Source organism: Leucobacter exalbidus, from assembly GCF_017834145.1.
Taxonomy (GTDB): domain Bacteria; phylum Actinomycetota; class Actinomycetes; order Actinomycetales; family Microbacteriaceae; genus Leucobacter; species Leucobacter exalbidus.
Genome location: NZ_JAFIDA010000001.1, coordinates 2,454,911 through 2,480,372, shown reverse-complemented (window position 1 = coordinate 2,480,372; position 25,462 = coordinate 2,454,911). Strand labels below are relative to the sequence as shown.

The 25,462-nt window shown below is 64.0% G+C and carries 15 protein-coding genes and 1 other RNA gene; 3 read left to right on the top strand and 13 right to left on the bottom strand.

The window, feature by feature from the left end; all coding sequences use genetic code 11:
* The first annotated feature begins 78 nt into the window (after nt 1–78).
* The gene (acs, locus tag JOF28_RS11245) at nt 79–2,067 is read left to right on the top strand and encodes an acetate--CoA ligase (RefSeq protein WP_209705825.1); all 1,989 of its coding nucleotides are present in this window, start codon (nt 79–81) and stop codon (nt 2,065–2,067) included.
* Nucleotides 2,068–2,147: 80 nt separating this feature from the next.
* Here the strand turns inward: acs and JOF28_RS11240 are convergent, their stop codons facing one another.
* On the bottom strand, nt 2,148–2,624 hold the full coding sequence (locus JOF28_RS11240; RefSeq protein ID WP_209705824.1) for a RidA family protein: 477 nt from the start codon (nt 2,622–2,624) through the stop codon (nt 2,148–2,150).
* A 1-nt stretch (nt 2,625) separates the two neighbouring features.
* On the bottom strand, nt 2,626–2,793 hold the full coding sequence (gene sp36 / locus JOF28_RS11235; RefSeq protein ID WP_209705823.1) for a Sp36 family protein: 168 nt from the start codon (nt 2,791–2,793) through the stop codon (nt 2,626–2,628).
* Nucleotides 2,794–2,905: 112 nt separating this feature from the next.
* On the opposite strand from sp36, the gene JOF28_RS11230 reads away from it, so the two are divergent.
* On the top strand, nt 2,906–5,539 hold the full coding sequence (locus tag JOF28_RS11230) for a transglycosylase domain-containing protein (RefSeq protein ID WP_245189945.1): 2,634 nt from the start codon (nt 2,906–2,908) through the stop codon (nt 5,537–5,539).
* 3 nt (nt 5,540–5,542) lie between these two features.
* Nucleotides 5,543–6,469, top strand: a complete 927-nt coding sequence (locus tag JOF28_RS11225; protein WP_209705822.1) for a metallophosphoesterase — start codon at nt 5,543–5,545, stop codon at nt 6,467–6,469.
* A 92-nt stretch (nt 6,470–6,561) separates the two neighbouring features.
* Here JOF28_RS11225 and JOF28_RS11220 read toward each other — a convergent pair whose 3' ends face one another.
* The 11 genes from JOF28_RS11220 to JOF28_RS11170 all read right to left on the bottom strand — a co-directional run bounded on the left by JOF28_RS11220 (nt 6,562) and on the right by JOF28_RS11170 (nt 25,454).
* On the bottom strand, nt 6,562–7,623 hold the full coding sequence (locus JOF28_RS11220; RefSeq protein ID WP_209705821.1) for an aspartate-semialdehyde dehydrogenase: 1,062 nt from the start codon (nt 7,621–7,623) through the stop codon (nt 6,562–6,564).
* A gap of 90 nt (nt 7,624–7,713) precedes the next feature.
* A complete protein-coding gene (locus JOF28_RS11215; protein WP_209705820.1) occupies nt 7,714–8,991 on the bottom strand; it encodes an aspartate kinase in 1,278 nt (425 codons plus the stop codon).
* 105 nt (nt 8,992–9,096) lie between these two features.
* The gene (gene recR / locus JOF28_RS11210) at nt 9,097–9,693 is read right to left on the bottom strand and encodes a recombination mediator RecR (RefSeq protein WP_342452159.1); all 597 of its coding nucleotides are present in this window, start codon (nt 9,691–9,693) and stop codon (nt 9,097–9,099) included.
* A gap of 36 nt (nt 9,694–9,729) precedes the next feature.
* The gene (locus JOF28_RS11205; protein WP_245189944.1) at nt 9,730–12,972 is read right to left on the bottom strand and encodes a DNA polymerase III subunit gamma and tau; all 3,243 of its coding nucleotides are present in this window, start codon (nt 12,970–12,972) and stop codon (nt 9,730–9,732) included.
* Nucleotides 12,973–13,063: 91 nt separating this feature from the next.
* On the bottom strand, nt 13,064–14,533 hold the full coding sequence (locus JOF28_RS11200; protein ID WP_209705817.1) for a phytoene desaturase family protein: 1,470 nt from the start codon (nt 14,531–14,533) through the stop codon (nt 13,064–13,066).
* A gap of 159 nt (nt 14,534–14,692) precedes the next feature.
* A complete protein-coding gene (locus JOF28_RS11195; protein WP_342452158.1) occupies nt 14,693–15,838 on the bottom strand; it encodes an HTTM domain-containing protein in 1,146 nt (381 codons plus the stop codon).
* On the bottom strand, nt 15,835–16,614 hold the full coding sequence (locus JOF28_RS11190; RefSeq protein ID WP_209705816.1) for a DUF5819 family protein: 780 nt from the start codon (nt 16,612–16,614) through the stop codon (nt 15,835–15,837). Before JOF28_RS11190 ends, JOF28_RS11195 begins: the two co-directional genes overlap by 4 nt.
* A gap of 126 nt (nt 16,615–16,740) precedes the next feature.
* A complete protein-coding gene (locus tag JOF28_RS11185) occupies nt 16,741–20,976 on the bottom strand; it encodes a choice-of-anchor G family protein (protein WP_209705815.1) in 4,236 nt (1,411 codons plus the stop codon).
* 262 nt (nt 20,977–21,238) lie between these two features.
* Nucleotides 21,239–21,333: signal recognition particle sRNA small type (ffs, locus tag JOF28_RS11180), an RNA gene on the bottom strand.
* Between the two features lie 22 nt (nt 21,334–21,355).
* Nucleotides 21,356–24,217, bottom strand: coding sequence for a S8 family serine peptidase (locus JOF28_RS11175; protein WP_209705814.1), 2,862 nt, complete (start codon nt 24,215–24,217; stop codon nt 21,356–21,358).
* A gap of 298 nt (nt 24,218–24,515) precedes the next feature.
* Nucleotides 24,516–25,454 (bottom strand): hypothetical protein, encoded by a 939-nt coding sequence (locus JOF28_RS11170; RefSeq protein ID WP_209705813.1) that lies wholly within the window; start codon nt 25,452–25,454, stop codon nt 24,516–24,518.
* Nucleotides 25,455–25,462 lie beyond the last annotated feature (8 nt).

The following is a 25,462-nucleotide window of genomic DNA, read 5'->3' as shown; positions in this document are numbered from 1 at the left end:
CGCTCCTCCCCGCGGCACCCAATACGCAACATCTGCCGCGGTGAAGTGCATCAATACCACGATCGGATAAGGGCGTCCATGACTGAGCAAAACGGCACCATTGAAAGCCACCCCGTGCACCACGGTGAGGTAGCAGAAACCTACCCGCCGAACGCGGAGTTCAAAGCGCAGGCCAGGGTTAATGACCCTTCGGTGTACTGGCGCGCGGCCCAAGATCCCGAGGGGTACTGGGCCGATGAAGCAACCAACCTGCAGTGGACAAAACCATTCACTGAAATTCTTGACTGGTCGAACCCGCCGTTCGCGAAGTGGTTTGCCGACGGCGAACTCAACGTTTCGGTGAACTGTCTCGACCGGCACGTCGCCGCGGGGCTGGGCGATCGCGTAGCGATCCACTTTGAGGGCGAGCCCGGCGACGCACGCTCCATCACCTACGCCGAACTCACCCACGAGGTGAAGCGGGCCGCCAATATGCTGACGAGCCTGGGCGTGACGGCGGGCGACCGTGTCGCCCTGTACATGCCGATGATTCCTGAGACCGTCATCTCGATGCTCGCGGTGGCCAGGCTGGGTGCCGCGCACTCGGTCGTGTTTGGCGGGTTCAGTGCTGAGAGCCTGCGCGCACGCATCGACGATGCCGAGGCCGAGCTCGTCATCACCGCCGACGGCGGCTACCGCAAGAGTCGGGTATCGGCGCTGAAGCCCACCGTCGATGACGCGCTCGCGCTGCACGGCGGCGGCAGCACGGTGCAGAAGGTGCTCGTGGTCGAGCGCACCAAGAACGACGTCACAATGGAGCCGGGCCGCGACCTGTGGTGGCACGAAGAGATCACGGCATACGACGGCGATCACGAGGCCCAGGGCTTCCCCGCCGAGAACCCGCTGTTCATCCTGTACACCTCGGGCACCACCGGCAAGCCCAAGGGCATCCTGCACACCTCGGGCGGCTACCTGACCCAGGTCTCGACGACGCACCGCAACGTCTTCGACCTCAAACCCGAGACCGACGTCTACTGGTGCACCGCCGATATCGGGTGGATCACCGGCCACAGCTACGTCGTGTACGGCCCCCTCGCCAACGGCGCCACCCAGGTGATCTACGAGGGCACCCCCGAGACCCCCACCTGGGGCCGCTGGTGGGAAATCATTCAGAAGTACGGCGTCTCGATTTTCTACACGGCTCCCACCGCGATCCGGTCCTTCATGAAGATCGGCCGCCAGGTACCCGAGCAGTACGACCTCTCGAGCATTCGCGTGCTGGGTTCTGTGGGCGAACCGATCAACCCCGAGGCATGGCGGTGGTACCGCGAGGTCATCGGCGCCGGATCAGCTCCCATTGTCGATACCTGGTGGCAGACCGAAACTGGGGCGATGATGATCGCCCCGCTGCCCGGGCTCACGCACCTCAAGCCTGGCAGCGCCCAGGCACCGTTGCCCGGCATCTCGGCGACTGTCGCCGATGATGATGGCAACCCGGTGAGCAATGGCCAGGGCGGCCTGCTCGTCGTGCAGCGCCCGTGGCCCGCCATGGTGCGCACCATCTGGGGTGACGATGAGCGGTTCAAGGAAACCTACTGGGAGAAGTTCGGTGACCGTTACTTCGCCGGTGACGGTGCCCGCCTCGACGAGGACGGTGATCTGTGGCTGCTCGGCCGCGTTGACGACGTGATGAACGTCTCGGGCCACCGCCTGTCAACCGCCGAGATTGAATCGGCGCTCATTGAAAACCACGCCGTCGCCGAATCTGCCGTCGTGGGTGCTGACGATCCGACCACGGGACAAGCCGTCGTCGCTTTCTGTGTTTTGAAGGAGAGCTACCTCACCGACCACGTCAACACCGAGGGGCTCGATCAAGAGCTGCGCGTGTTCGTCGGCAAGCAGATCGGTGCCATCGCACGCCCCCGCAATGTGTACATTGTGGCCGAACTGCCCAAGACGCGCTCGGGCAAGATCATGCGCCGGCTGCTGAAGGACATCGCCGAGGGCAAGGAGATCGGTGACACTTCGACGCTGGCCGACACCATGGTGATGTCGACCATTCAAGATCAGGTCATCGGTAAGAAGTAACGCGCAGGGTGTAGCTCTGTAATCAACAATGGCGGGCGGTGGAGAAATCTACCGCCCGCCATTGTTGTGTGTTCGATCGCTTAGTCAGCGACGCGGAACATGAACTCGATCTCGACGGGAGCGTCGAGCGGCAACACTGCCACGCCCACAGCCGAACGCACGTGGATACCGAGGTCACCGAACACGCGACCCAAGAACACCGATGCTCCATTGGCGACGGCGGGCTGGCCGGTGAACGAAGGGTCAGAGGCCACAAACGCCGTCACCTTCACCACCTGGGTGATGCGCTCGAGCGAACCGAGCAGCCCACGAGCGGCAGCCAGTCCGTTGAGTGCGCACAGTCGCGCCATTTCTTCGGCGTCTTCGGGAGAGACGAGTCCCTCACCTACGCCGACCTTGCCCGTAGCGGGCAGCTTGCCGTCCACAAACGGCAACTGGCCGCTGGTGTAGACGTAGTTTCCCTCGCGTACCGCGGGGACATACGCCGCAACGGGAGCCGCAACCTCGGGTACGACGTACCCCAGCTCGGCGATCCGCTCATCAATCACAGACGACATTTCAGGCCTTCCTCTTCAGATACGCAACATTGCCACCGGCAGGTCCTTCGATGATCTGCACGAGTTCCCACCCTTTGGCGCCCCAGTTGTTCAAGATCTGGGCTTCATTGTGCAGAAGAAGCGGGGTGACAAAGTATTCCCATTTGGGGGTTTCGCTGGTATCGCTCACGTGCAGATCTCCCTGAGTTGTTTCGGTACCGGTGTGGATTGGTGACGACGTTTCACCCTTTCCACAGGGCTGGCGTGCTGTTTTTCCAGCAACGTCACCTAGTCTAGATTCTATGACCCGTCAGACATCCTCGTCTTCACGTGTGCGTACAGTGAAGCCTCGCACCGCTGGTGGAGCCCTCGGTGGCATTATTGGAGCTCTCGCGATGAGTCTCATCGCCGGTGTTCTTGTCACCGCAGCTGTCACCCCAGTTGTAGCTATCAGCGGCATTTCAGCGGGCAGCGCGATCGACATTTTCGAGAAGCTGCCCAACCACCTGAACCCCAGCCGCCTCGCTGAACCCTCGACGCTCTACGCGACAAGCGCCGATGGCCAGCAGCTCAAGCTGGCCGAGTTCTACGACCAAGACCGTGAAACCGTGCAGTGGGATGACATTCCCCAGTTCGTCAAGGACGCCACCGTCGCAGAGGAAGACCCGCGCTTCTACACGCACGGCGGTGTTGACGTGCTCGCGACCGCACGCGCAGTGCTGCAGAACGCGGCCGGGCAGAACCTGTCGGGCGCTTCGACGGTCACGATGCAGTACGTGCGTAACGTACTCATTCAGGAGTCCATCGCGATCCCTGACCCTGAAGAGCAGACCGCGGCCTATAAGAAGGCCATGGAGCAGACCACCGACCGCAAGCTCAAAGAGATGCGGTACGCGATCAGTATTGAGAAGCAGTACGCCAAGGATGACATCCTGCTCGGGTACCTCAATATTGCGCTCTTCGGTCGCAAGATTTACGGCATCCAGTCTGCCGCGCACTACTACTACAACAAAGACGCGAAAGACCTGTCGCTGGCCGAGTCGGCCAGCCTCGTGGCGATTGTGAATAACCCGGCCAAGCTGCAGATTGACGTCGAGGAGAACATCCCGGCGAACACTGAGCGCCGCGACAAGATCCTCAACAGCATGCTGACCCGTGGCAAGATCACGCAGGCGCAGTTTGACGAGGCCATCGCCACACCGGTGACGCCTGATATTACACCGCGCGAAGCTGGCTGCTTCCTCGCCGAGAAGAACTACGGCCTGGGCCACTTCTGCGATTACGTGCAGCGCTACATCAAGCAGGATGCCTCGTTTGGTGATAACCCCACCGACCGCGAATTCAACTTCAGCCGTGGCGGGTACTCGATCATGACCACGATCGATCTCGACATGCAGGCCGCTGGCCTCGACGCCATGCACAACACGGTGCCTGCCATGACCGAGGGCATCGACGTGGGCGCGGCAACTTCGAGTGTTGAGGTGGGCACCGGGCGTGTGTTCGCAATGATGCAGAACAAGCCGTACAGCAACGAACAAGCGTTCCTTGACGATAACCCCAGTTACACCGGCATCAACTACAACACCGACTTTGAGTACGGTGGCTCGAACGGGTTCCAGGTCGCTTCAACGTTTAAGGCCATTACCCTGGCCGAGTGGATTCGCACCGGTCACTCGGTGCGCGATGTCGTCAACGTGAACTCTCGCACCGTTGAGGAGAGCTCGTTTGCAGCCTCCTGTATGCCCGATGGCCGATACGGCTTTGGCTCGTTCTCGTTCACCAACGATAACGAGGGCACGCGCGGCAACCAGCCCGTGCTCACGGCAATCGGAAACTCCGTGAACGGCGGCCTTGTGTCGATGCAGCAGAAGATGGACCTCTGCGAAACGTTCGACACCGCCAAGAAGTTGGGCATCCACCGCGCGTCGGTGCAGACCAACCCCGACGTCGCCAACTACGGCACAACCGATCTCACGATGGTGCCGTCGAACGTCTACGGCGGTATTGACGAGATCGCGCCCATCACCATGGCCACCGCCTATGGTGCATTTGCCGGCGACGGCACCGTCTGCACCCCCGTGCCGATCGACAGCATTGTCGACACCGACGGTAAGGAAGTACCGTTCACCAAGTCGAAGTGCACCGAGGGCGTCTCCCCCGAGGTCGCCGCGGGTGTGGCTTATGCGCTGCAGTATGCTGTCACGAACGGCCTCGCCAAGCACGCGGGTTCTGCCTACGGTGTGCCTCACCTCGCCAAGACCGGTACGTCTGATGACGTGATCGATAACTGGACCGTGGGCGCAAGCACCAAGGTTGCGACCGCCACATGGGTGGGCAACGCTGGCCCGGTACAGTTCGCCGACGGCTCCTGGGGCCGCGTCTCGACGCAGCACATCGGCAACCTGATGTACGCCGACCAGACGCTGTGGCCGGCCGTCATGAACGTTGCTGACGCCAAGTATGGCGGCGACGCGTTCCCCGAGCCTTCAGCGGCTTCGGTAAAGGTTACCCTCGTGCCGGTGCCCGAGGTGAAGGGTAAGTCGTTCGAGGAGGCCACGAAGCTGCTCACCAGCGCGGGCTTCAACGTCTCAGACGGTGGCGAAGTTGATTCGTCGGCCCCCAAGGACACCGCGGCGGGCACCAGCCCCGGCGCTGGTGAACAGGTCGGCCTTGGCTCGGGCATTTCGCTCCAGCGAAGCAACGGCAAGGGCGGCACTATTCCCGATGGGCTGACCGGTCAGTCGGGCAACGACGCGAGGTCGGCGCTGCGCGATGCCGGATTCAACAACATTGACTTCAGCTGTGAAGCGAAGGGCAAGACGAACCCCGGCTCACAGCGCGTCGTTTCGGTCTCACCCGAGAGCGGCTCTGAAGCCAACATGGATAGCACCGTGACCGTCACGCTCGACTGTGGCAAGAAGTCGAAGGACGACTAGCGCATGGCGTCTAGCTTGAAGCCCGCCGCAGTAGCTCTCGGAGCTGCTGCGGCGGGCGTCGCCGTCTGGTCCACTCTGATTGAGCGTCAGCTCTTCACGGTGCGCCGGCACACGTTGCCGGTGCTGCCCTCGGGCGCGGCCCCCTTGCGGGTGCTGCACCTGTCCGATCTGCACTTGGCCCCGTGGCAGGCCCGCAAAATCGATTGGGTGCGCTCGCTCGCCGAGCTGGCCCCCGATCTCGTGGTGCTCACGGGCGACCTTATGGGGCACCTGCAGGTGCGGGGCGCACTGCTGTACGCGCTCAAACCACTCATTGAGGCTGCACCGACCGTGTTCGTGCACGGTTCGAACGATTACTACGGCCCGATGTTGAAGAACCCGGTGAAGTATCTGCTGGAGCCCAGTCGCTTGTCGACGCGCACCCCAGACATCGATAACCGTGCGCTGACGGCCGGTCTCGAAGACCTGGGCGCGATCAACCTCAATAACCGGGCTGCGGCGCTCACGCTGCGGGACACCGATATTGAGCTGCTGGGGCTGAACGATCCCCACATTCGCTACGACGACGTGAACCGCATGCGCGAGAGCCTGGCCGAGCTTGAGACGAACGCGGCCGCAACGCCGCCCGTACGCTTCGGAGTCGTCCATGCGCCGTACCAGGAGCCCCTGGGGCATCTGCTCGATGACCGTGCGGCGGTGATCTTCGCGGGTCACACCCACGGCGGCCAGGTACGCGTGCCCGGCGTCGGGGCGTTGACGGCGAACTGTGACCTGCCCACGGCGCAGGCACGCGGGCTGAGCGTCTGGCATGACGCGCACCACGCGGCGTTCCTCAACGTCAGTGCGGGGCTGGGCAACTCAATCTATGCGCCGGTGCGTTTTGCGTGCCGCCCAGAGGCGAGCCTGTTGACCCTCGAGGCTGCGCACTAACGCGTTTCAGCGGCAACGCAATAACCCGGGGAGGAACGTGAAGTTCCTCTCCGGGTTATTGCGTTGAGGGGCGATAACGCCCCTACGAGTGCTTACGCCGCGAGCTTCTTCGCGGCGACGAGCTCTGCGATCTGCACCGCGTTCAGCGCGGCACCCTTACGCAGGTTGTCGTTCGAGATGAACAGCGTGAGGCCGCGGCCGGCCGGAGCTGACTGATCTTCGCGGATCCGGCCCACAAATGAGGGATCCTTGCCGGCAGCTTCGAGCGGGGTGGGTACGTCGCTCAGTTCGACGCCAGGAGCCGCCGCGAGCACCTCGCGGGCGCGATCTGCCGTGATCGCGTTTGCGAACTCAGCGTTGATCGACAGCGAGTGGCCGGTGAACACGGGCACGCGCACGCAGGTGCCCGAGACCAGCAGCTCAGGCAGTTCGAGAATCTTGCGGCTCTCGTTGCGCAGCTTCTTCTCTTCGTCGGTTTCACCCTCGCCGTCGTCGACGATGGAGCCGGCGAGCGGCAGCACATCAAACGCGATGGTCTTGGTGTACACCTGGGGTGCGGGGAAGGTTACCGCCTGGCCGTCGTGCACGAGCCCCTCGAGGCCACCGGCCTCGACCGCGGCAATGGCCTGGCCAGCGAGCTCGCGGGCGCCCGCAAGTCCTGAGCCAGACACGGCCTGGAAGGTCGTCACGATGAGGCGTTCGAGGCCGGCTTCGTTGTGGAGCGCCTTCATGACGGGCATCGCTGCCATCGTCGTGCAGTTGGGGTTCGCGATGATGCCCTTGACGGCCTCGTCAATCGCGTGCGGGTTGACCTCGCTGACCACAAGAGGAACCTCGGGGTCGAGACGCCACGCGCTCGAGTTATCGATCACGGTTGCGCCAGCTGCCGCGAATTCCTCAGCGTAGAGCTTCGAGGGGGTGCCGCCCGCCGAGAACAGCGCGATGTCGATGCCCGACTTGTCGGCCGTGGCGACGTCTTCAACGGTGATCTGCTCGCCGTTGAACTCGAGGGTGGTGCCTGCCGAGCGTGCGCTCGAGAAGAAACGAATAGTACGAATCGGAAATTCGCGCTCAATGAGGAGGCGACGCATCACTGCGCCGACCTGTCCGGTAGCGCCGACGACGGCGATCGAAAGACCCTGCTGTGCAGTCATCTGTGTGTTCCTATTCTGTGGGGATATGCGTGAGCGCGCGGCACGATAACGCACCGCGCGCTCACTGTGAAGCGTAAAACGAGTGGTGGGTTAGCGACCGGTGCCCGCGTAAACGGTGGCGGTAGTTTCTGCGTCGAGACCGAACGCGGTGTGCAGCACCTGCACGGCCTTGTCCATGACGTCGGCACGGGTTACTACCGAGATCCGAATCTCAGAGGTTGAGATCATCTCGATGTTGATGCCGGCCTCGAACAGGGTGCGGAACAGCTTGGCTGACACACCCGAGTTGGTGCGCATGCCAGCGCCCACGACCGCGACCTTGGCGATCTGATCGTCGTACTGCAGCGCCTCAAACTCGAGAACTTCGCGCTCGGCCTCGAGAGCGTCGATGACGCGCTTGCCGTCGCCCAGGGGCAGCGTGAACGAGATGTCGGTGCGGTTGGTGTGTGCCGCCGACACGTTCTGCACGATCATGTCGATGTTGGCCTTCGTCTTTGCGACGATGTCAAAAATCTGTGCGGCCTTGCCCGGAATATCTGGAACTCCGCCGACGGTAATCTTCGCTTCGCTCTTCTCAGCAGCGATACCGGTGATGATCGAGTCTTCCACGAGATCTCCCTTCGGGTGACCCTTAGACGGGTCATAAACAATGGTGCCCTCTTCGCCTGAGAAAGAGGAACGAACATGCAGTACAACGCCGTGACGGCGCGCGTACTCTACGGCGCGCAGGTGCAGCACCTTCGCGCCTGAGGCAGCAAGCTCAAGCATTTCTTCGGCCGTGATCGCATCAATTTTGCGGGCCTTCGCGACGACGCGGGGGTCGGTCGTGAAAATGCCGTCGACGTCGGTGAAAATTTCACACACGTCGGCGTCGAGCGCTGCCGCGAGCGCGACGGCGGTGGTGTCAGAACCACCGCGGCCGAGCGTTGTGATGTCGCGTGAGTCACGGTTGAAACCCTGAAAACCTGCGACGATGGCGACGGCGCCCTGGTCGAGTGCTTCGCGCACACGCCCCGGGGTGACATCAACAATCTTTGCCGCGCCGTGTTCAGCGGTAGTAATCATGCCGGCCTGGCTACCCGTGAACGACAGGGCTTCGATACCCATGCCCTTGATAGTCATGGCAAGCAGTGCCATCGAGATACGTTCGCCAGCGGTGAGCAGCATGTCGAGCTCTCGTGGCGCCGGAATCGGCGTGCACTCTGCCGCGAGGTCAAGCAGCTCGTCGGTGGTGTCGCCCATGGCGCTCACCGCTACGACTACTTCATTGCCTGCCCTGCGAGTCTCAACGATGCGCTTCGCAACCCGCTTGACGCTCTCGGCGTCAGCGAGTGACGAACCCCCGAACTTCTGTACGATCAAAGCCACGCGGGTTCCTCCTCAAATTCCAACTCCAGCTTGCAGTCTATCGAACGACACAGGCTGCCTCGTGCATGCGCGCGCGCAAATACGTCGCGAAGCGTAACATGACCGCTATTCGACCTTGCGGCGCCCTTCGAATGCGCGCCCGAGTGTCACTTCGTCTGCGAACTCGAGGTCGCCGCCTACTGGCAGGCCCGACGCCAGGCGAGACACCGGCACCTCAATGGTGGTGAGCAGCCGCGACAGGTAGGCCGCGGTGGCTTCGCCCTCAAGGTTGGGGTCGGTCGCGAGGATCACCTCACGAATCTCTGATTCTCCGATGCGGCGCAGCAGCGCCGGGATCGAGAGGTCATCGGGGCCGATGCCGTCGATCGGGCTGATGGCGCCGCCGAGCACGTGGTAGAGCCCGCGAAATTGCCGGGTGCGTTCGATCGCCACCACGTCTTTTGATTCTTCAACGACGCAAATAATGGTCTGGTCACGGCGCGCGTCACTGCAGATCGAGCACCGCTCGCTCTCGGTGATGTTGCCGCATACCTCGCAGAATTTGGCGCGGCTGCGCACCTCGGTGAGCAGCAGCGCGAGGCGCGAAACATCAAAGCTCTGCGTCTGCAGAATATGAAACGCAATACGCTGAGCCGATTTCGGCCCAATGCCAGGAAGTCGGCCGAATTCGTCGATCAGGTCTTGCACAATGCCGTCGTACACGAGCATCCTTTCAGGTGGTGCGTAAAGTGTGGGCCGCTATTCCTGCAAGCGCGGCAGCTCCTCGACGAAGCGCGCGCCCAGGGCTTCGCGCACGACCGCTTCACCGTATCTGGTGAATTTTGGTGAGTCGGAGCGGGGGGCCTGAGCCGCCGGGGCCGCGGGTGCTGCAGCCTGCGGCGCAGTTGCGGGCGCTGACTGCGGTGCCGGATCAAATGCCGCCGGCGCTGGGGCCGCCTGTAGTGGGGCCGGAGCTGCAGCTCGAGCGGGCGCAGGAGCAGCCGCCGGGGCTGGCGCCTGTGCCGCAAATCCGCCGCCCGATCCCGAAGCATACGGGTCGTCATACCCGTCAGCGTCAGAGGGCTCCCCCGCGTACGGATCGTTCGCATACGGGTCATCTGATGCCGGGGGCTGCGGTGCTGGGGCAGCGGGCCGCGGGTTGGCCGCGGCCACGGGCCGCTGCGGTGCTGCAGCGGCAGGAGCGGCAGGCGCCTGGGCAACCGGCGCGGCAGCTGGTGCCTGTGCCGGTGCGACCGGTGCCTGTTGCGCGGCGGCAGGAGCCGACGTTGCAACAGGCGCGGGTGCAGCAGCCGCGGGTGCAACTGCCGCAGGCTGAGGTGCCTGCTCGCGCACAGGTGCCGCAGGTGCCGCAGGTGCGGTCTGCTGCACGGGAGCCTGCGTGACCTGCACTGCCTGAATTGCCTCCGTAGCCTTCGGCACCGGATCAGCCCACGCCGGGGCCGCCAATGCCGGGCCCAGGGCACTCAGCCGCGCGGTGGCTCGCGCTACCGGATCGTTCGCGGCCGAAGTCTGTGCTGGCTGGCCTGCGGCCTGGTGGCCGGGTTGCTGCTGCGTAGTTGGGGCCCCTCGATGGGGCTCCCCTGCGGCGGGCTCAGACGAACCGTCAGCCGGAGTCTGAGTCGCCGGGGCACCGCCCTCAGGCATGGGCTTGCGCAGGTACTTCACGCTGATTCCCACAGCCGACAGGATAGCTTCGCGCAGCGGGCCCGAGCCCGCTGCCTTAAACGCGTTCAGGTCTGATGGCGAAGCGACAGCGAAATGAAGTATGTCACCTTCGAGGGCGAGGGGCTGCACGGCCTTGACCGCGTTCCAGGCCGCACGATCCTGCTCAAGGATCTCCTCGAGCAGATCGGGCCAGACCTCGAGCAGGTCGTTGAACCCACCCTCGGCTTCTTCAGCGAACTCTGCATCGGTGTCAGCCGCACCGTTATTGCCTGGAGTCTGCTGCATGGGGGCCTGCTGCGCGGCAGGCTGCGAAGCAGGTGCTGCGACCGGTGCGGCGGGTGCCGCGGCTGCGGGCTGGGGTGCCTGTGCTGCGGGGGCGGGCGTCTTCTCGGTGCCGATGCTCGCGATCTGTTCTGCGCTCAACACGGCCGAAATCGAACGCCCAAACTTGGCTGCGCCCTCGTTGGGGTGCGGCTTCGAAGGATCGTGCTGGGCCGAGGCGGCTGCCGGCGCCGGCTGCGTCGGAGCAGGCTGTGCCGGAGCGCTTGCCGCGGGCTGAGCAGGTGCCTGCGGCTGTGCGGGGGCAGGCGCTGCTGCCTGCGACGCTTCAGGAGCCTGTTGCGGGGCAACCTGTGCCTGAGGCGCAGCCGGTGCCTGCTGCTGCTGCTGCTGCTGCTGCTGCTGCTGCTGCTGCTGCTGCTGCTGCTGCTGCTGCTGCTGCTGCTGCTGCTGCTGCTGCTGCTGCTGCTGCTGCTGCTGCTGCTGCTGCTGCTGCTGCTGCTGCTGCTGCTGCTGCTGCTGCTGCTGCTGCTGCTGCTGCTGCTGCTGCTGCTGCTGCTGCGCATTATTCGCCGGCGCAGGGGCGCCGGCGGGCTCTTCGCGCAGGAAGTCACGAATGGAGGCCGCGGTCTGCGCCGCGTTCGGCACGGCTGCCGGTGCGGCGGGAGCCTGCTGGGCGGGCACAGCTGCCGGAGCCGGAACAGCCGGTGCAGCGGCAGCTTGTGTGGCCGCGCTGCGGGCGGAGGCAAGCGCCGAGATCGGATCTTGCGCCGGGGCCTGCAGCTGGACCTGCTGCTGCGCAGCGGCCTGAGCCTGGGCGGGAACCTGTGCCTGAGTCTGAGCCTGCGGCACCGGCTGCTGGCGCTGCTGCATCTGTGCCGGGGCTGCCTGGGTCGGCTGCGCCGAGGGCTGATGCACCTGCTGCTGCACGGGGGCAACCTGGCCCGAAGCCACTGCCGCACGCCCTGCGCCACGCAGTTCGTCGAGCGCGACCAGGGCGCGCGCGATCATCAGTTCGAGCTGCAAGCGGGGCGCGGTGGCGCCCACCATGCGGTCGAGAGTTTCACTCGTAACATCGGCGATGCGCGACAGCTCAGCGGGGCCAAAGCGCTGCGCCTGCTCAAACATGCGGCTGAGCTGATCTTCTGGCACCCCACGGAACACCGCTGCGGCGCCCTCGATCGACGTCGCGCTGACGACGATCAAGTCGCGTAGACGTTCGAGCAGGTCTTCGACGAAGCGCCGAGGATCTTGCCCGGTCTGCACCACCCGATCGGTCGCGCTGAACGCGCCCGCCGCGTCACGTGCGCCAAACGCGGTCACCACGTCGTCAAGCAGCTCACTGCCCGTGAAGCCGAGCAGCCCTGCCGCGCGCTCTGCCGTCACGAAGTCGGCCTCTGAACCGGCGATCAGCTGGTCAAGAATGGACAGGGTGTCGCGCGCGGAACCGCCGCCGGCGCGTACCACGAGGGGCAGCACACCGGGTTCGATCTTCACGCCTTCGCTGTCGCACAGTGACTGCACGTAGTCGATGAGCGGCGCGGGCGCGATAAGCCTGAACGGGTAGTGGTGCGTACGCGAACGAATCGTGCCGATAACCTTCTCGGGCTCGGTCGTCGCAAACACAAACTTGATGTGGGGCGGCGGCTCTTCCACGATCTTGAGCAACGCGTTAAAGCCCGCCGAGGTCACCATGTGTGCCTCATCAATAATGAAAATCTTGTAGCGGTCGCGGGCCGGCGCAAAGACCGCCCGCTCACGCAGGTCGCGCGCGTCGTCGACGCCACCGTGGCTGGCGGCGTCAATCTCGACGACGTCGAGCGATCCCCCGCCATCGCGGCTGAGCTCGATACAGCTGGGGCACACGTTGCAGGGGGTGTCGGTGGGACCCTCCACGCAGTTCAGGCAGCGCGCAAGAATGCGGGCAGACGTCGTCTTGCCGCAACCGCGCGGGCCGCTAAACAGGTAAGCGTGCCCGATCCGGCCGTTCCGGAGCGCCGTCATTAGCGGCTCAGTCACCTGAGACTGGCCGATCATTTCGGAAAAGGACTCTGGCCGATAACGGCGATATAGTGCGGCAACCACAGTCTCTATGGTAGCCGGGGCCACCGACAACGGTGGGACTTATTCACAGCCCCAGGTGCGGGGCAGGCAGTCCATAATCATCCCGCAACGACGCGAGCGCCGCATACCAGCCCGAGAGCCCGTGCACACCGGGGCCCGGAGGCGTCGATGATGAGCACAGGTACAGCCCCTTCGTGGGCGTGCGCCACGGCGTGGCTGACAGCGTCGGCCGTGCCAGCAGCTGCGGCAGCGTCACCGCACCGGCGCTGAAATCTCCGCCGTGGTAGTTGCGGTTGTAGCTTGCGAGCTCGGCCGCGGTCGTCATTTTGACGGCGGTGATGCGGTCGCGAAACCCGGGAGCGTACCGCTCGATCTGGGCGATGACGCGCTCAGCAACATCGACCGTCGACCCCGCAGGCACGTGGGTGTAGCTCCAGACCGCGTGCACTCCGGGGGCATTTCGATCCGGATCAAAAGCCGTCGGCTGCGCGAGCAGCACATAGGGCCGATCAGGGTGGTTTCCCTTGGCGACCTCGGCTTCTGCGCGGGCGGTCTCGGCGCGCGAGCCCCCCAGATGCACCGTGGGCGACTCTGCCACGCGGGGGTCGCTCCATGGGATTGGCCCATCGAGCACGAAATCGACCTTCGTTGCGGCGTCGCCGTATTGAAACTTGCGCAGCGCCCGTTCGTAGCGCTTTGGCAGTCGTGAGCCCGCGATGTTGGCGAGCCCGCGCGCTGATGTGTCGAACATCACGCTGCTAAAGCCGTCGAGTTCGCGCACGTCTTCGATGGCGTGGTTCGTTTCGATGCGGCCGCCGTGCGCGACCAGATCGGCAGCGAGGGCATCGGTGATCACCCGAGACCCGCCCACGGGCACCGGCCAGCCACCCGCGTGCCCGAGCGCGCCGAGCATCACCCCCACCGCCGAGGTCGCGAGGTTGGGCATGCGGCCGATGCTGTGCGCCGCGACGCCCGAGATCAGGGCCGGCGCGGCACTTTCTTTGAACCCGAGGTTCCACAGCGGCGTGCCCTGCACAAACGTAGCGAGCCCCGTCGCGGCCGCCCCCAGCGGATCCTTGGGCCACCGCAGCATGCTGCCGCCAAACGCGAAATCGATCGCGCCCTCAAGCCGGCGCAGAATCGGGGCATACACCCGCGCATACGCGGCGCCGTCGCGACCGAGCTCGTGTGCGGTGCGCTCGAGATCACGGTAGGCGATCGCGGCGCGGCCGTCGCGGCTGCCGCCAGCTATGTCGAGCGGGTTCGCGTATGACGCCTCGGGCACCACAAATTCAACCCGCTTTTCGAGCTCAAACGCCTGAAAGAAGCCGGTCGCGATCGCGGTCGGATGGATCGCGGCACAAACGTCGTGCAGCACGCCAGGCTCTACGACCTCTTTCGTGCGGGTGCCGCCGCCGATGGTTTCGGCGGCTTCGTAGACCGTGACCGGCACCCCCGCGCGTGCGAGAGTAACTGCGGCAGCAAGCCCGTTGGGCCCTGCTCCAACGACGGCTGCGCCCGAAGAGGAATTCATACTTCGATCGTACCGAAGAGCTCGAGCGTCACACGCTCACCCGCTTGCTTGGCGGCGCCCTGCAGACAGCAAACGACCCGGTATCGCGAGAAGAACTCGGGTACCGGGTCGTTTGACACCATTGCGAAAGACCTGGCTGAGGCCTGGGTTATACGACGCTTACGCGCGGTCTCCCACGGGCTGGGGAACCGTCGCTGATCCGGATTCAGCAGCTGGTTCAGCAGCCGCCTGAGCCGTGGCCCGAGCTGGCTCAGCTTCGGGATGCGCCGCTTGCTGACCCATTTCCTTCAGCCCCGTGGCCATCGCGCTCCAGGTGCGGTCGCGAATGAAGATCGAATCAATCGCGATCATGGTGAGCGAGAACCACGGCAGCCCCATGAGTACGCCAATACCAATGTGGAAGCTCAGAATGCCGAGGAGACCGATCACTCGCGTGGGGCGGGTTAGCAGCATGAACAAGAATGCGATCTGCAAGATGATCGAGCCCCACGAGATGATCGCGACGCCCGGCCCCCAGCTCGTCACGAAGTCAGACAGGATCGGCCACGTGCCAAAGCGTTCAGTCTGCAACGGGTTGTAGACCGCGTAGCCGCCTGACCACGGGCTACCGCCAGCCTTGTAGAGGCCGCCTGATGCGTAGACAAAAGATACCTGCGCTGTGAGCGCGACGAGTCCAAAGTTATGCACGAGGTTGGTGATCTGCGTGATCGGTGCGTCAGCGGGTCGCTCTGCGCGGCGTGCCCGCCTGCGCGCGTCAAGTGACCAGCGTGACGAGGTGTCCATGAACAGCATGATGAGCATGGCGATGCGGAACATGTTGTCGCCCTGATCGCCGAGCATGTCATTGGACTCGATGAACGAGATCCACATCACCCAGAACACGGGCATGACGATGCGCGTGCGCCAGCCGATCACGACAATAACGGCCAACACCATGAGCAGCAGGTAGAGCACGGTGAAGACCGCGTCGTTGGTGATGGCGTGGTGGAATGCGCTGAAGATCCAGGTCTTCGCGAAATCGCTGTTCGCCTCGACCACCTCGCCGTTCCACACTGAGCCCGACGCAAAACTGTACAGTCGCGTGGAGAAGTTCGAAAGCAGCAGCCCAAGGGCCGACAGCCCCATGAGCATGCGGGTCACCGAAATGCCGTATCGAGCCTTGCGCGATTCAAGCATCCAGGTCTCAAAGAAGTTCAGACCGGTGACGAAGGTTGCACCGAAGATCCCTGCGAGCCGTGTCGCGAGGATCTTGATGAAGTTACCGATCGTGCCGAAGACAGACCCCTGATTACTACGGTTGCTCACGAGGCGTCTCCGTTCGGCATGATTTTGTCGTGTTGTTTCTTGAACACGTCAGAGAAGGCCTTGGTGCTTTGACCCGGAAGGACCACGGTGCCGCGCCATCCAGTGTCAACGTTTTGCAACCCCGGTCGTACCGCTTCGGGGTTGTGTCGCTCGCCGAACGGGATGACGTTCTGGCGGGTGACGTGGTACTGCACCCGCACGACGTTATCTTCGCCCCACATGGCGTAGGCCACCTGAGTGGCGTAGGCGAGCGTCTGCTGTTCTTTCTCAACAAACGCGTCGACGAGCTCGGGGTTACCGTATGACTTCATTTTTTCAGCGAGACGGTCGTCCCAACCGTCTTCGAAGTAGTTGAGACCGGCAATCACTTTGTGATCGGCGGTGAGTTTGTCGAAGGAGCCCTTGAGCTGGCTTGCAACCTCGACGGCGCCGATACCGGCGCGGGGCGGGAACAGGTTGTACTGGATCATGGAGAGCTCGACCTCGGTAGCATCGACCCATTCGGTCTCACGCTCGGTGCCGTCTTCTTCCACTACAGCGCGCACCTGAATGCGGTAGTCGCCGTTAATCGGCTCTGGGGCGAAGACGCTCCAGGACTGCCCAAACATGGGAATCATGTAATTTGTGAGCGCGTTTCCGGGGATGACCTCTCGCAGCGGCGAGTACGGTGCGATCCAGAGAAACGACGCAAAAATGTGCCACGCGACAAAAAGCGTAGCTGCGGCGAGAGCGCCGCGTACGACGAGTGGCCTGCGCTTGAGCTGAGGTTCAGCCATTGAGTTGTTCTCCTCGATTAACGAAGTGTGCTGCCCAAGAATCTATCTTGGGCAGCACACAACGTCATGATGTATTTCGAGAAAGGAGGGATATGGCGTTCACGCCATATCCCTCCCCGTCACTTATTAGTGATCTGCTCGCGCTGAGGTACGGCGCTTGAGGCGGGTAACCACCATCAGGCTCGCACCAGCAAGGAGCATCAACGCGATGCCACCAAATACCCAAGCGGGCATTTCGTTGCCACCGGTAGCAGCAAGCGGGCTCTTCGCACCGTTTGCGTTTGCAGCAGCGTTAGCGTTGGCAGACGCAGCGGCGTTAGCCGATGCGCTTGCCTTGGCGTCAGCGTTTGCACCAGTGTCAGCCTTGTCATCAGACTTAGCGTCTGCCTTGGCATCTGCCTTCGCGTCAGCGTCTGCACTGGTTTCAGCCTTTGCATCGCCCTCAACAGCGGCGCCGTTGGCGTCAGCTGCAGCGTCGGTCGATGCGTCGTTTGACGAGGTTGCATCAGCAGCAACAGCAGCTGCTGCCGAAGCGTTCGCGTTAGCTGCAGCGGACGCTTGTGCGGCCGAAGCCGAGTCAGCGGTCGAGTCAGCCGAAGCGGTTGCGGCAGCAATAGCTGCAGCGTTCGCGTCAACCGTGGCGTCTGCCGAAGCAGCCGATGAAGCGTCAGCCGTTGCTGCCGATTCAGCAGCAGCCGAAGCGTCTGCATTTGCCGCAGCCGTAGCCGTCGTGGTCGCATCTGCAAGAGCAGCAGCCTGAGCCGCTACCTGTGCACCAGCGTTGCTGTCGTCATCAGCGTTAGCCGACGCCGACGCCGACGCCGAAGCCGAAGCGTTCACGTTTGCATCAGCCGTAGCGTCTACAACCGGATCAACATCAGCGGCGCCGTTGGCGTCAGCAGCAGCGTCAGCCGAAGCCGTCGTCGAAGCATCAGCGTCAGCAGCAACCGCAGCCGAAGCGGCAGCGTTTGCCTCAGCCGTAGCCGAAGCAGCAGCGTTCGCCGAAGCCGTCGAATCAGCCGAACCAGTTGCAGCAGCCGTAGCCGCAGCAGTCACATCAGCCGAAACATCAGCAGAAGCCGTAGCCGAAGCGTCAGCCTCAGCCGCAGCCGAAGCTGCAGCAGTTGCGTTGCTCTCTGCCGCAGCCGAAGCCGTCGTGGTTGCGTCTGCAAGAGCAGCAGCCTGAGCCGCTACCTGTGCACCAGCGTTGCTGTCGTCATCTGCGTTCGCCGAAGCAGCGGCCGAAGCCGAAGCGTTCACGTTCGCGTCAGCAGCAACCGGATCGACATCAGCGGCGCCGTTGGCGTCAGCTGCAGCGTCAGCCGAAGCCGTCGTCGATGAATCAGCATCAGCAGCGACCGCAGCTGCTGCCGAAGCATCAGCGTTAGCTGCAGCGGTTGCGTCAGCGGCCGAAGCCGAATCAGCGGTCGAGTCAGCCGTAGCGGTTGCGGCAGCAACTGCTGAAGCGTTCGCGTCAACCGTGGCGTCTGCCGAAGCAGCCGATGAAGCGTCAGCCGTTGCTGCCGATTCAGCAGCAGCCGAAGCGTCTGCATTTGCCGCAGCCGTAGCCGTCGTGGTCGCATCTGCAAGAGCAGCAGCCTGAGCCGCTACCTGTGCACCAGCGTTGCTGTCGTCATCAGCGTTAGCCGACGCCGACGCCGACGCCGAAGCCGAAGCGTTCACGTTTGCATCAGCCGTAGCGTCTACAACCGGATCAACATCAGCGGCGCCGTTGGCGTCAGCAGCAGCGTCAGCCGAAGCCGTCGTCGAAGCATCAGCGTCAGCAGCAACCGCAGCCGAAGCGGCAGCGTTTGCCTCAGCCGTAGCCGAAGCAGCAGCGTTCGCCGAAGCCGTCGAATCAGCCGAACCAGTTGCAGCAGCCGTAGCCGCAGCAGTCACGTCAGTCGAGACATCACCCGAAGCGTCTGACGAAGCATCAGCCGTAGCCGCAGCCTGAGCCGCTGCCGTTGCGTCACCGTTCGTCGCAGCCGAAGCCGTCGTGGTCGCGTCTGCGAGAGCAGCAGCCTGAGCCGCTACCTGTGCACCAGCGTTGCTCTGATCATCAGCGTTTGCCGAAGCAGCAGCTGAAGCCGAAGCGTTCACGTTTGCATCAGCATCAACATCTGCGTCAGCCGCAGCGTCGGCCGAAGCCGTGCTTGACGAGGTTGCATCAGCAGCAACTGCGGCTGCAGCAGCGGCATCTGCGTTCGCAGCTGCATCAGCGTCAGCGGCCGAAGCCGAGTCAGCGGTCGAGTCAGCCGAAGCGGTCGCAGCAGCAATAGCTGCAGCGTTCGCATCAACCGTGGCGTCTGCCGAAGCAGCCGATGAAGCATCAGCGGTTGCTGCCGATTCAGCAGCAGCCGAAGCGTCTGCGTTTGCCGCAGCCGTAGCCGTCGTGGATGCGTCTGCAAGAGCAGCAGCCTGAGCCGCTACCTGCGCACCAGCGTTGCTCTGGTCATCAGCGTTAGCCGAAGCTGACGCCGAAGCCGAAGCATTCACGTTTGCATCAGCAGTAGCGTCTGCATCAGTAGCAGCAAGAGCGTCTGCACCAGGGTCTACGACCTCGGTTACCGTGACGTCAGTGCTAGCGGCCAGGTTGTATGTGCCACCGGTTGCGGTCAGGGTGACCGCGCCAACAGCCTGATCTGCAGGTACGTCCCACGAGAAGGTGGCCGTGCCGTCAGCGCCAGCCGTTGCGGTGAGAGGTGCGCCTGCACCCGTGATCGTCACTTCTTCGCCAGGTTCAAAGCCAGTGGCGGTCAGCGCGACGGTGCCGCCCTGTTCCACACTGCTCGGGTCAGCAACGAGAGCAACAACTGCGGGCTCTGCCTTGATCGTCGACGAAGCGAGATCGAGGTTGACTGCGTTCGCGCCAGGAAGTACCGACACGCTCAGCGCGCGCACCGTGAAGCTGCCGGGGCCAAAGTCGCCTTCGGCGGGCTGCTCATTAATCGTGACCGCAACGAGCTGGTTTAGTACGGGCTCGAGTGCACCGCCGACCACAGACGTCACGATGGGCTGCACGAGATCCATCAGAAGCGGCTGCAGGCCGTCGATGACGCCATCGATGACGGGCTCGAGCACGCCACCAATTGACGTAACGATACCGTTCAGCAGGTTCACGATCGGCTGCAGAACCGTGCCGAGCGGGATGCCGACAATATCGATCTTGCTGACGTCGATCACGGGTGCATCGTGGCCGGTCATGCCGAGCAGGCCACCCACGGTGCTATCGATCGTGACTGGGGCGTTGACAAGGTTACCCACGAGAGGCAAGCCAACCGACACCTGGATGTCGAGCTTGAACTCGAGGTTGTAGATACCCGTGGTCACGATGTCGACGACCTTGGAGATCAGCGCGTTCTCGCCGGCTCCGGTCAGTGCGTCGGTAGCGCCATCAAGAATGGCGTTGATCGTGGCGTCGTCGAGTACCTCAGTATTCGGATCCAACGTGCTGAGGCTCGTTGCACCCTGGCTGTCAACAACCAGTTCATCGAGGTCAACGTGGATCGTGCCCGTGCTGAGGTCGACGCTGACGCTGCCTTCAGCGTTCTCCACCGGCGTCTGCAGCAGTACGCGGCGAACTTCATCGGTCAGCGGTGTCGTGTCGAGCGACAGGTTGTTCAGGCTTGCGTCCACCAGCGGCAGTGCGCCGATCGCTGAGAGCAGGCCGCCCACGAGCGTTTCGATGCCGCCGCCGGGGCCAATCAGCGCCTCAACGGGAGCCAGAACTCCCGCGACGGTGCTGTCTACCGTGTCGACGAGACCGCCAACGAGCGGGCTGTGTACGTCAAGACCCAGACCGGTCAGCATGTATTCGCTGCCTGCCTGGGGAAGAGTTGCCGGGTCAGCCTCAACGTGTGAAGCAACTGCGCCAACGCTCAACGAAGCTTCGTTGAGCACCGTGTCGACAATGGTATCGCCGAGCAACTGCCGCAGCAGGCCACTCAGATCAATTTTCGCTTTGTCGAACGTTGCGTCTTCGCCAGCCCCGAGGTCGATTGCGCCATCGGCCGTAACGAGCCCTGAAGATGCGGTTGAGCGCGTCTTCGAGGGTGACTCGGCGTAGCTGGACAGTGCGCCCAGGTCGCCGAGGTTCAGAAGCCCACCGTTCGTGCCGTCTCCGATGAGGGGCAGGTTAACTGCACCGAGGTCGACGTTCACCAGACCGAGCAGAGCCAGGTCCAATGCGCTCTTGTCGGGTCCTACGGCGTCAGGATATTCGCTCAGAGTGTCAGCTGCGCCGAGCACGTCAAGTCCGAGAGCGTCAAGCCCCAGAGCGTGACCGTGTGCTGCTGAAACCGCAGTGGTCGTCTTATCATCAGCGAATGCTGCAGGTGCGATCAGTGAGCTGGCGACCATTGCCGCGCTCAGCGATACAGCACCGATGCCAGCGATTCGCTGGCCTTTTCTACGGTGTTTTAAATGCTGCCGTTCAGCGTCCACGAGTTCCCCCTCGTTTGTTCCCCTTGGGGGACACCAAACAAGCAGCATTCTGCGTATGTACGTAGAACCTACCGATGCCCCCAGTAATCGATATTAGAGGGGGCTGGGAGAAAAACAAACCTGAAGTTTATTCCCAGTCAACAACACCTGGATAAAAAGTCGGCATACTTTTGGGCACAAAAATACCCCCCATGCACCCGGTAGAGCCCGGCGACCCTTGCTACGTTTCCGTCCTGGGGGAGTTGACCGAGATACCGCCACATGGGGGGCGCTTCTAGCTTAGCGGAAGATTTCGCTAGCGCGAATTCGACCCCGGTTTTGCGCTCGTGGCGTCGCCTGAAGCAGGTTCGTCGGGCGTGTTTTTGCGTGCGCGTCGCCGCGCGAACACGATCACGCCCGCTCCGAGCACAAGCAGCCCTGCCCCGCCGAGATACCACCGGGTAAGACTTGCGCCGCCGCTCACCGCGAGCGGCGTTTCCCCCGGCGTGGCATTGGGCAGTGCGTCAGGGTGCGCGCCGGAGTGGGGTGCCTGCGTTGCGCTCGTTGTTCGTGCCTGAACGGTGGCGCTCGACGCCTGGTCGGCATCGTTGATCGCTTCGACGGTGATCGCGTACGGAGTATCAGCGATGAGTCCGTTACACGTGAAACGTGTCGAACCCGACTCCAGTTCCACGGGCACGATGCACCCTGCTGCTTCGGCCTCGGGTACTGGAGGTGCGTCATCGCTATTGGTGATTGCCCCCGCGACCACGGGCACCACGCGCACGAGGTAGTGATCGGGTGCTGAATCCTCGCGCCAGCTCACCGATAGTGCGCGCTCCCCCGTGTGATCAACCGCGAGGTCTGACGGGGCCGTCGCCAATGTGTACACCGCGAGTTGTGCCGTGGCAGCGTCGCCCGTCTCCCCCACCGCAGTCACCAACAGGCTGTATTCATGGTTGGGGTCGAGCCCCTCGGCCCGGTATGAGGTCGCGGTGACATCCAGTCCGACCGCCTCGAGCTGGTTATCCTCGGCGATCTCGCCGTCGTAGAGTTCGACGGTCAACCCAGCGGCGTGTGCCACCTGCCCCCAACTAAACGCGAGTGAGGCATCTGTGACGGCTGCGAGCCGCAGCCCGGTGGGCGCCGTCGGCGCCTCCACTGGATCAGTAAACGATTCGATGAGCCGTGTGGCACTGACCAGCCCCGCCCCCAACACGAACTCATCGGCAAACCCGGCCTCGGCATACGGGTTTTCTGGGCCCCCGGCTGCGGTGCCGCGGGCGGTCGAGGCGAGTGCGTCACCCAGCTCCTGCCCGGTGAGGCCCGGCGCGAATTCCTTCCCCAGTGCGGCGACGGCCGCGGCCAGTGGCGCGGCCGCAGAAGTACCGTAGAACCGGTAGTCCTCCCCGTCGTTCTCACCGTAGAACGTGGTGCGCACCCCATCAACCGCGGTGATGCTCGGCGAAGATACCTGCAGCGGCATGGGCAGTCGCGGAGCCGCGTCAAAGGTATCGACGTCAACCGTATCGAACAGCAGCGTGCCCGGCCCCACCGCGCTGTAGCTGGCCATATATGCGGGATCTTGCCAGTCGGTCGCGGCGACGCCAAGCGCCGAGCCATCCCCCGCGTGGCCAAATACGGTGGCACCCACCCGATCGGTGGCCGCGTCACCCGGGCGGCGGTCGCCTAAGAACTGGCGCTCGGCGATCGCGTCGCCCCCGCGCAAGAACTCAAGAAACACGGCGGGATGGGAGCCCGCCTCAAATGCGGTGCGCACTATCACGAGGCAAACCTCGCTGCCCAGGTCAAGCGTCGCTGCGCCGGCGAGGCCCGGGTACAACAGTTGCCCTGACGCGAGTTCTCCCCCGAGCGACGGGATCGCCCGAATCAATCGGGGCTGGGTAGTGCACGACTCATACAGGTGCAGCTCATACGAGGTGGTCAACCCGCCGACCGGCTCCCCGATCGACGCGACCGGCAGCACATCGACGGTGCCACTGTGGCCCTTTAGCTGCAGCACATCGTAGGCCTGCTGCCCAGCAGGATCCGGATCAAAATCGAGGCAGTCGCTGCCCGCAGGCAGCGCGGCGCCCGTGGCCCCTTGCGTCACCCAGGCGGGGCAGGGCATCTCGCGGTAGTGGGCCGTTTGCCACGAGGAGACGGGCACCCCGGTCGAGGCGCCCCGATCGCCGACGCCGTTCGAGTTGCCCGCAGAGGTGAGGTAGAGCACGCCGTAATCGGCTTGCACCTGCTCGATGGCCTGCGAGATGAAGCCCCGCTGGTAGTACGCCTCGGTCAGGTACGTAATATCGTCGACGATGATGTCTGCGCCGGCCTCAGCAAGCTTGCGAATGTGGTCGGCCATCTCGAATTCGGTGTTGCCCGAGTCGGCAAAGAGCAGCGTGGCTCCGGGGGCGACGCCGTGCACGAGCTGCGCCATCGCCCGGCCTTCATCGGTGGCGGTGCGGGTGTGCGCGACCACGGTGACCGGGGTCGTGCGCCCGCACGGATTGCCCGGGCCCGGCAGTGCGCCTGCAGCAACGTCGTCGTCCCATGATGTGGGGTACTCAGTGCTGTGGAACGAGTCAGAGATCACCCCGATGGTCACGCCCGTGCCGTCAACGCCGAACCGGGCGCGGGCTTCAGCGCTGTCGAGCGGGCCGTCTGCCTCGATCGGCACGGGCGCGCACGATGTGGTCGATGCCGCCGTCGGCGCGTCAGACGTCGGTACTTCAGGAGCCAGCGCTTCAGGAGCCGGCGCGTCAGGCGTCGCAGTCAGCGGGCGTGCCGGGCGTGATCTGTGGCCGCTCGCGTGAATTGGGGCGAGCGCGGGGATCACGCTGGTCACCCCAGCGGTCGCTGCGAGCTCGTCAAGGTGCGCCGGGGCGACCCATGCCATCGCGCCGGGGATCGGATCGAGTGCCGCCTCGAGCACGGCGTGCGGCCTGATGAGCGTTGCCGGGTCACCAGCCGCCGGGTCGATCAGCACGGTCACCAGCAGGCGGCCCTCACCGTCGTAGGTGAATCCGCCGCCCGAAGTCTGGGGCGCGACACTCACCGCTGCAGCGAGTTCTGCCTCGCTTGCCACCCCGGCTTCGACCGCGGCGATGACGGCGTCGCCGAGACCCGAACCGGTGACGCTGGGCAGGTCGGGCTCAGGGGTGGCTGTCGGCACTGTTGCCTCTGTTGCCTCTGTTGCCTCTGTTGCCTCTGGCGTCACCGTTACTGGCGCGTCTTCGCTCTCGGAAACCGCATATGCCGTTCCCTGCATACTAAGCAGCAGCGCGAGCATCACCGCGCTGCACGCCGCAAATGCGCGCCCCACCCTCATTGAGTTCTCTTTCTACTGCCGCCTGCTTGCGCTCGTGATCACGCCAATACACCACGACTGATGCATACTGTGATCAGCGTAGGCGACCGCATCACCAAAGCCAAACGACCGTGATGCTCAGGGGCGTACTGCGCCCCGGCAGCTACACCGCGGCTTCGCGGTCAAGCGCCTGCTGTCGCCAGCCTTCGAGCCGCCGCTCCCCCTCGATGCGCCCCAGTTCCCACCGCGACTCGGGCCGGGCAAGATACCAGCGCAACGCGGTGTAGAGCGCGCTGCCCGGCACCCGATATCCGTCAAGCGCCAGCATTTGCGCGCGCTCAGCGACCGGACCCTTGGCCAGATTCAGTTTGATCATCGGGGGCATCGACTGCCCATTCATCGCGAGGCCCGCTGCGATGAGATGCGCGCTGCTGATCTGACGCCAGGGAATTTCAACGTCTCGCCCCGGCACCCGCACGGTAACGCAGGTTTCACCGAGGCCCACACCACTGGGCCGCGCCCCGACGCTGCCCGCGCGTTTGTGCCGGCGAATCATCAGCGAGGTCACCCAGCCCAGCGCCACCCCGAACGCCCCCATGGCGATCATCGCGAGGGCGGGCCCGGCTGAGCTCACATCTGGGTTCACCAGTGGGATCGCGCCGAATGCTTGGAGACCCGCGAACGTTGCCATGCCCAGGCAGCCCAGCGTGGCAAGCACGAAGCCCAGTAGCATCGGGACACTGGCGGCCCGCGTCTGCGCAAAGTGCACCCATGAGTCTGCGGTAGGCCGGTCGGCCCGGGTCAACACGGTCGCATTCAACAACTGAAACTTGGTGTCGCGCTGCGGCCGTGCACTGAGCCCCAGCGCGAATAGCGCCAGGATGGCGAAGAATCCCGCCCCAAATGTGCGCCGAACCTGGCTTGCCGCAAGGTCGGCGGCAAAGCTCTGGTTCAGCACCCATAGGGCGATGCCCAAACTCACGAGCCCCACCAGCAACCATTTGATGCGCGCGCTGCGCGAATCGTTCTCGCGCAGATCCACCGGAGCAGGCTCAAGATCACCCACACCCAGCGGGTGTTGCACTCGCTGACCCGAAGTCATATCGCGGT

Coding starts and splice junctions, on each gene's coding strand:
- JOF28_RS11190 (WP_209705816.1), bottom strand. CDS start 16,614: ATGGCTGAACCTCAGCTCAAGCGCAGGCCACTCGTCGTACGCGGCGCT.
- JOF28_RS11205 (WP_245189944.1), bottom strand. CDS start 12,972: ATGATCGGCCAGTCTCAGGTGACTGAGCCGCTAATGACGGCGCTCCGG.
- JOF28_RS11220 (WP_209705821.1), bottom strand. CDS start 7,623: ATGACTGCACAGCAGGGTCTTTCGATCGCCGTCGTCGGCGCTACCGGA.
- JOF28_RS11240 (WP_209705824.1), bottom strand. CDS start 2,624: ATGTCGTCTGTGATTGATGAGCGGATCGCCGAGCTGGGGTACGTCGTA.
- acs (WP_209705825.1), top strand. CDS start 79: ATGACTGAGCAAAACGGCACCATTGAAAGCCACCCCGTGCACCACGGT.
- JOF28_RS11200 (WP_209705817.1), bottom strand. CDS start 14,533: ATGAATTCCTCTTCGGGCGCAGCCGTCGTTGGAGCAGGGCCCAACGGG.
- JOF28_RS11225 (WP_209705822.1), top strand. CDS start 5,543: ATGGCGTCTAGCTTGAAGCCCGCCGCAGTAGCTCTCGGAGCTGCTGCG.
- JOF28_RS11185 (WP_209705815.1), bottom strand. CDS start 20,976: ATGGTCGCCAGCTCACTGATCGCACCTGCAGCATTCGCTGATGATAAG.
- JOF28_RS11170 (WP_209705813.1), bottom strand. CDS start 25,454: ATGACTTCGGGTCAGCGAGTGCAACACCCGCTGGGTGTGGGTGATCTT.
- JOF28_RS11230 (WP_245189945.1), top strand. CDS start 2,906: ATGACCCGTCAGACATCCTCGTCTTCACGTGTGCGTACAGTGAAGCCT.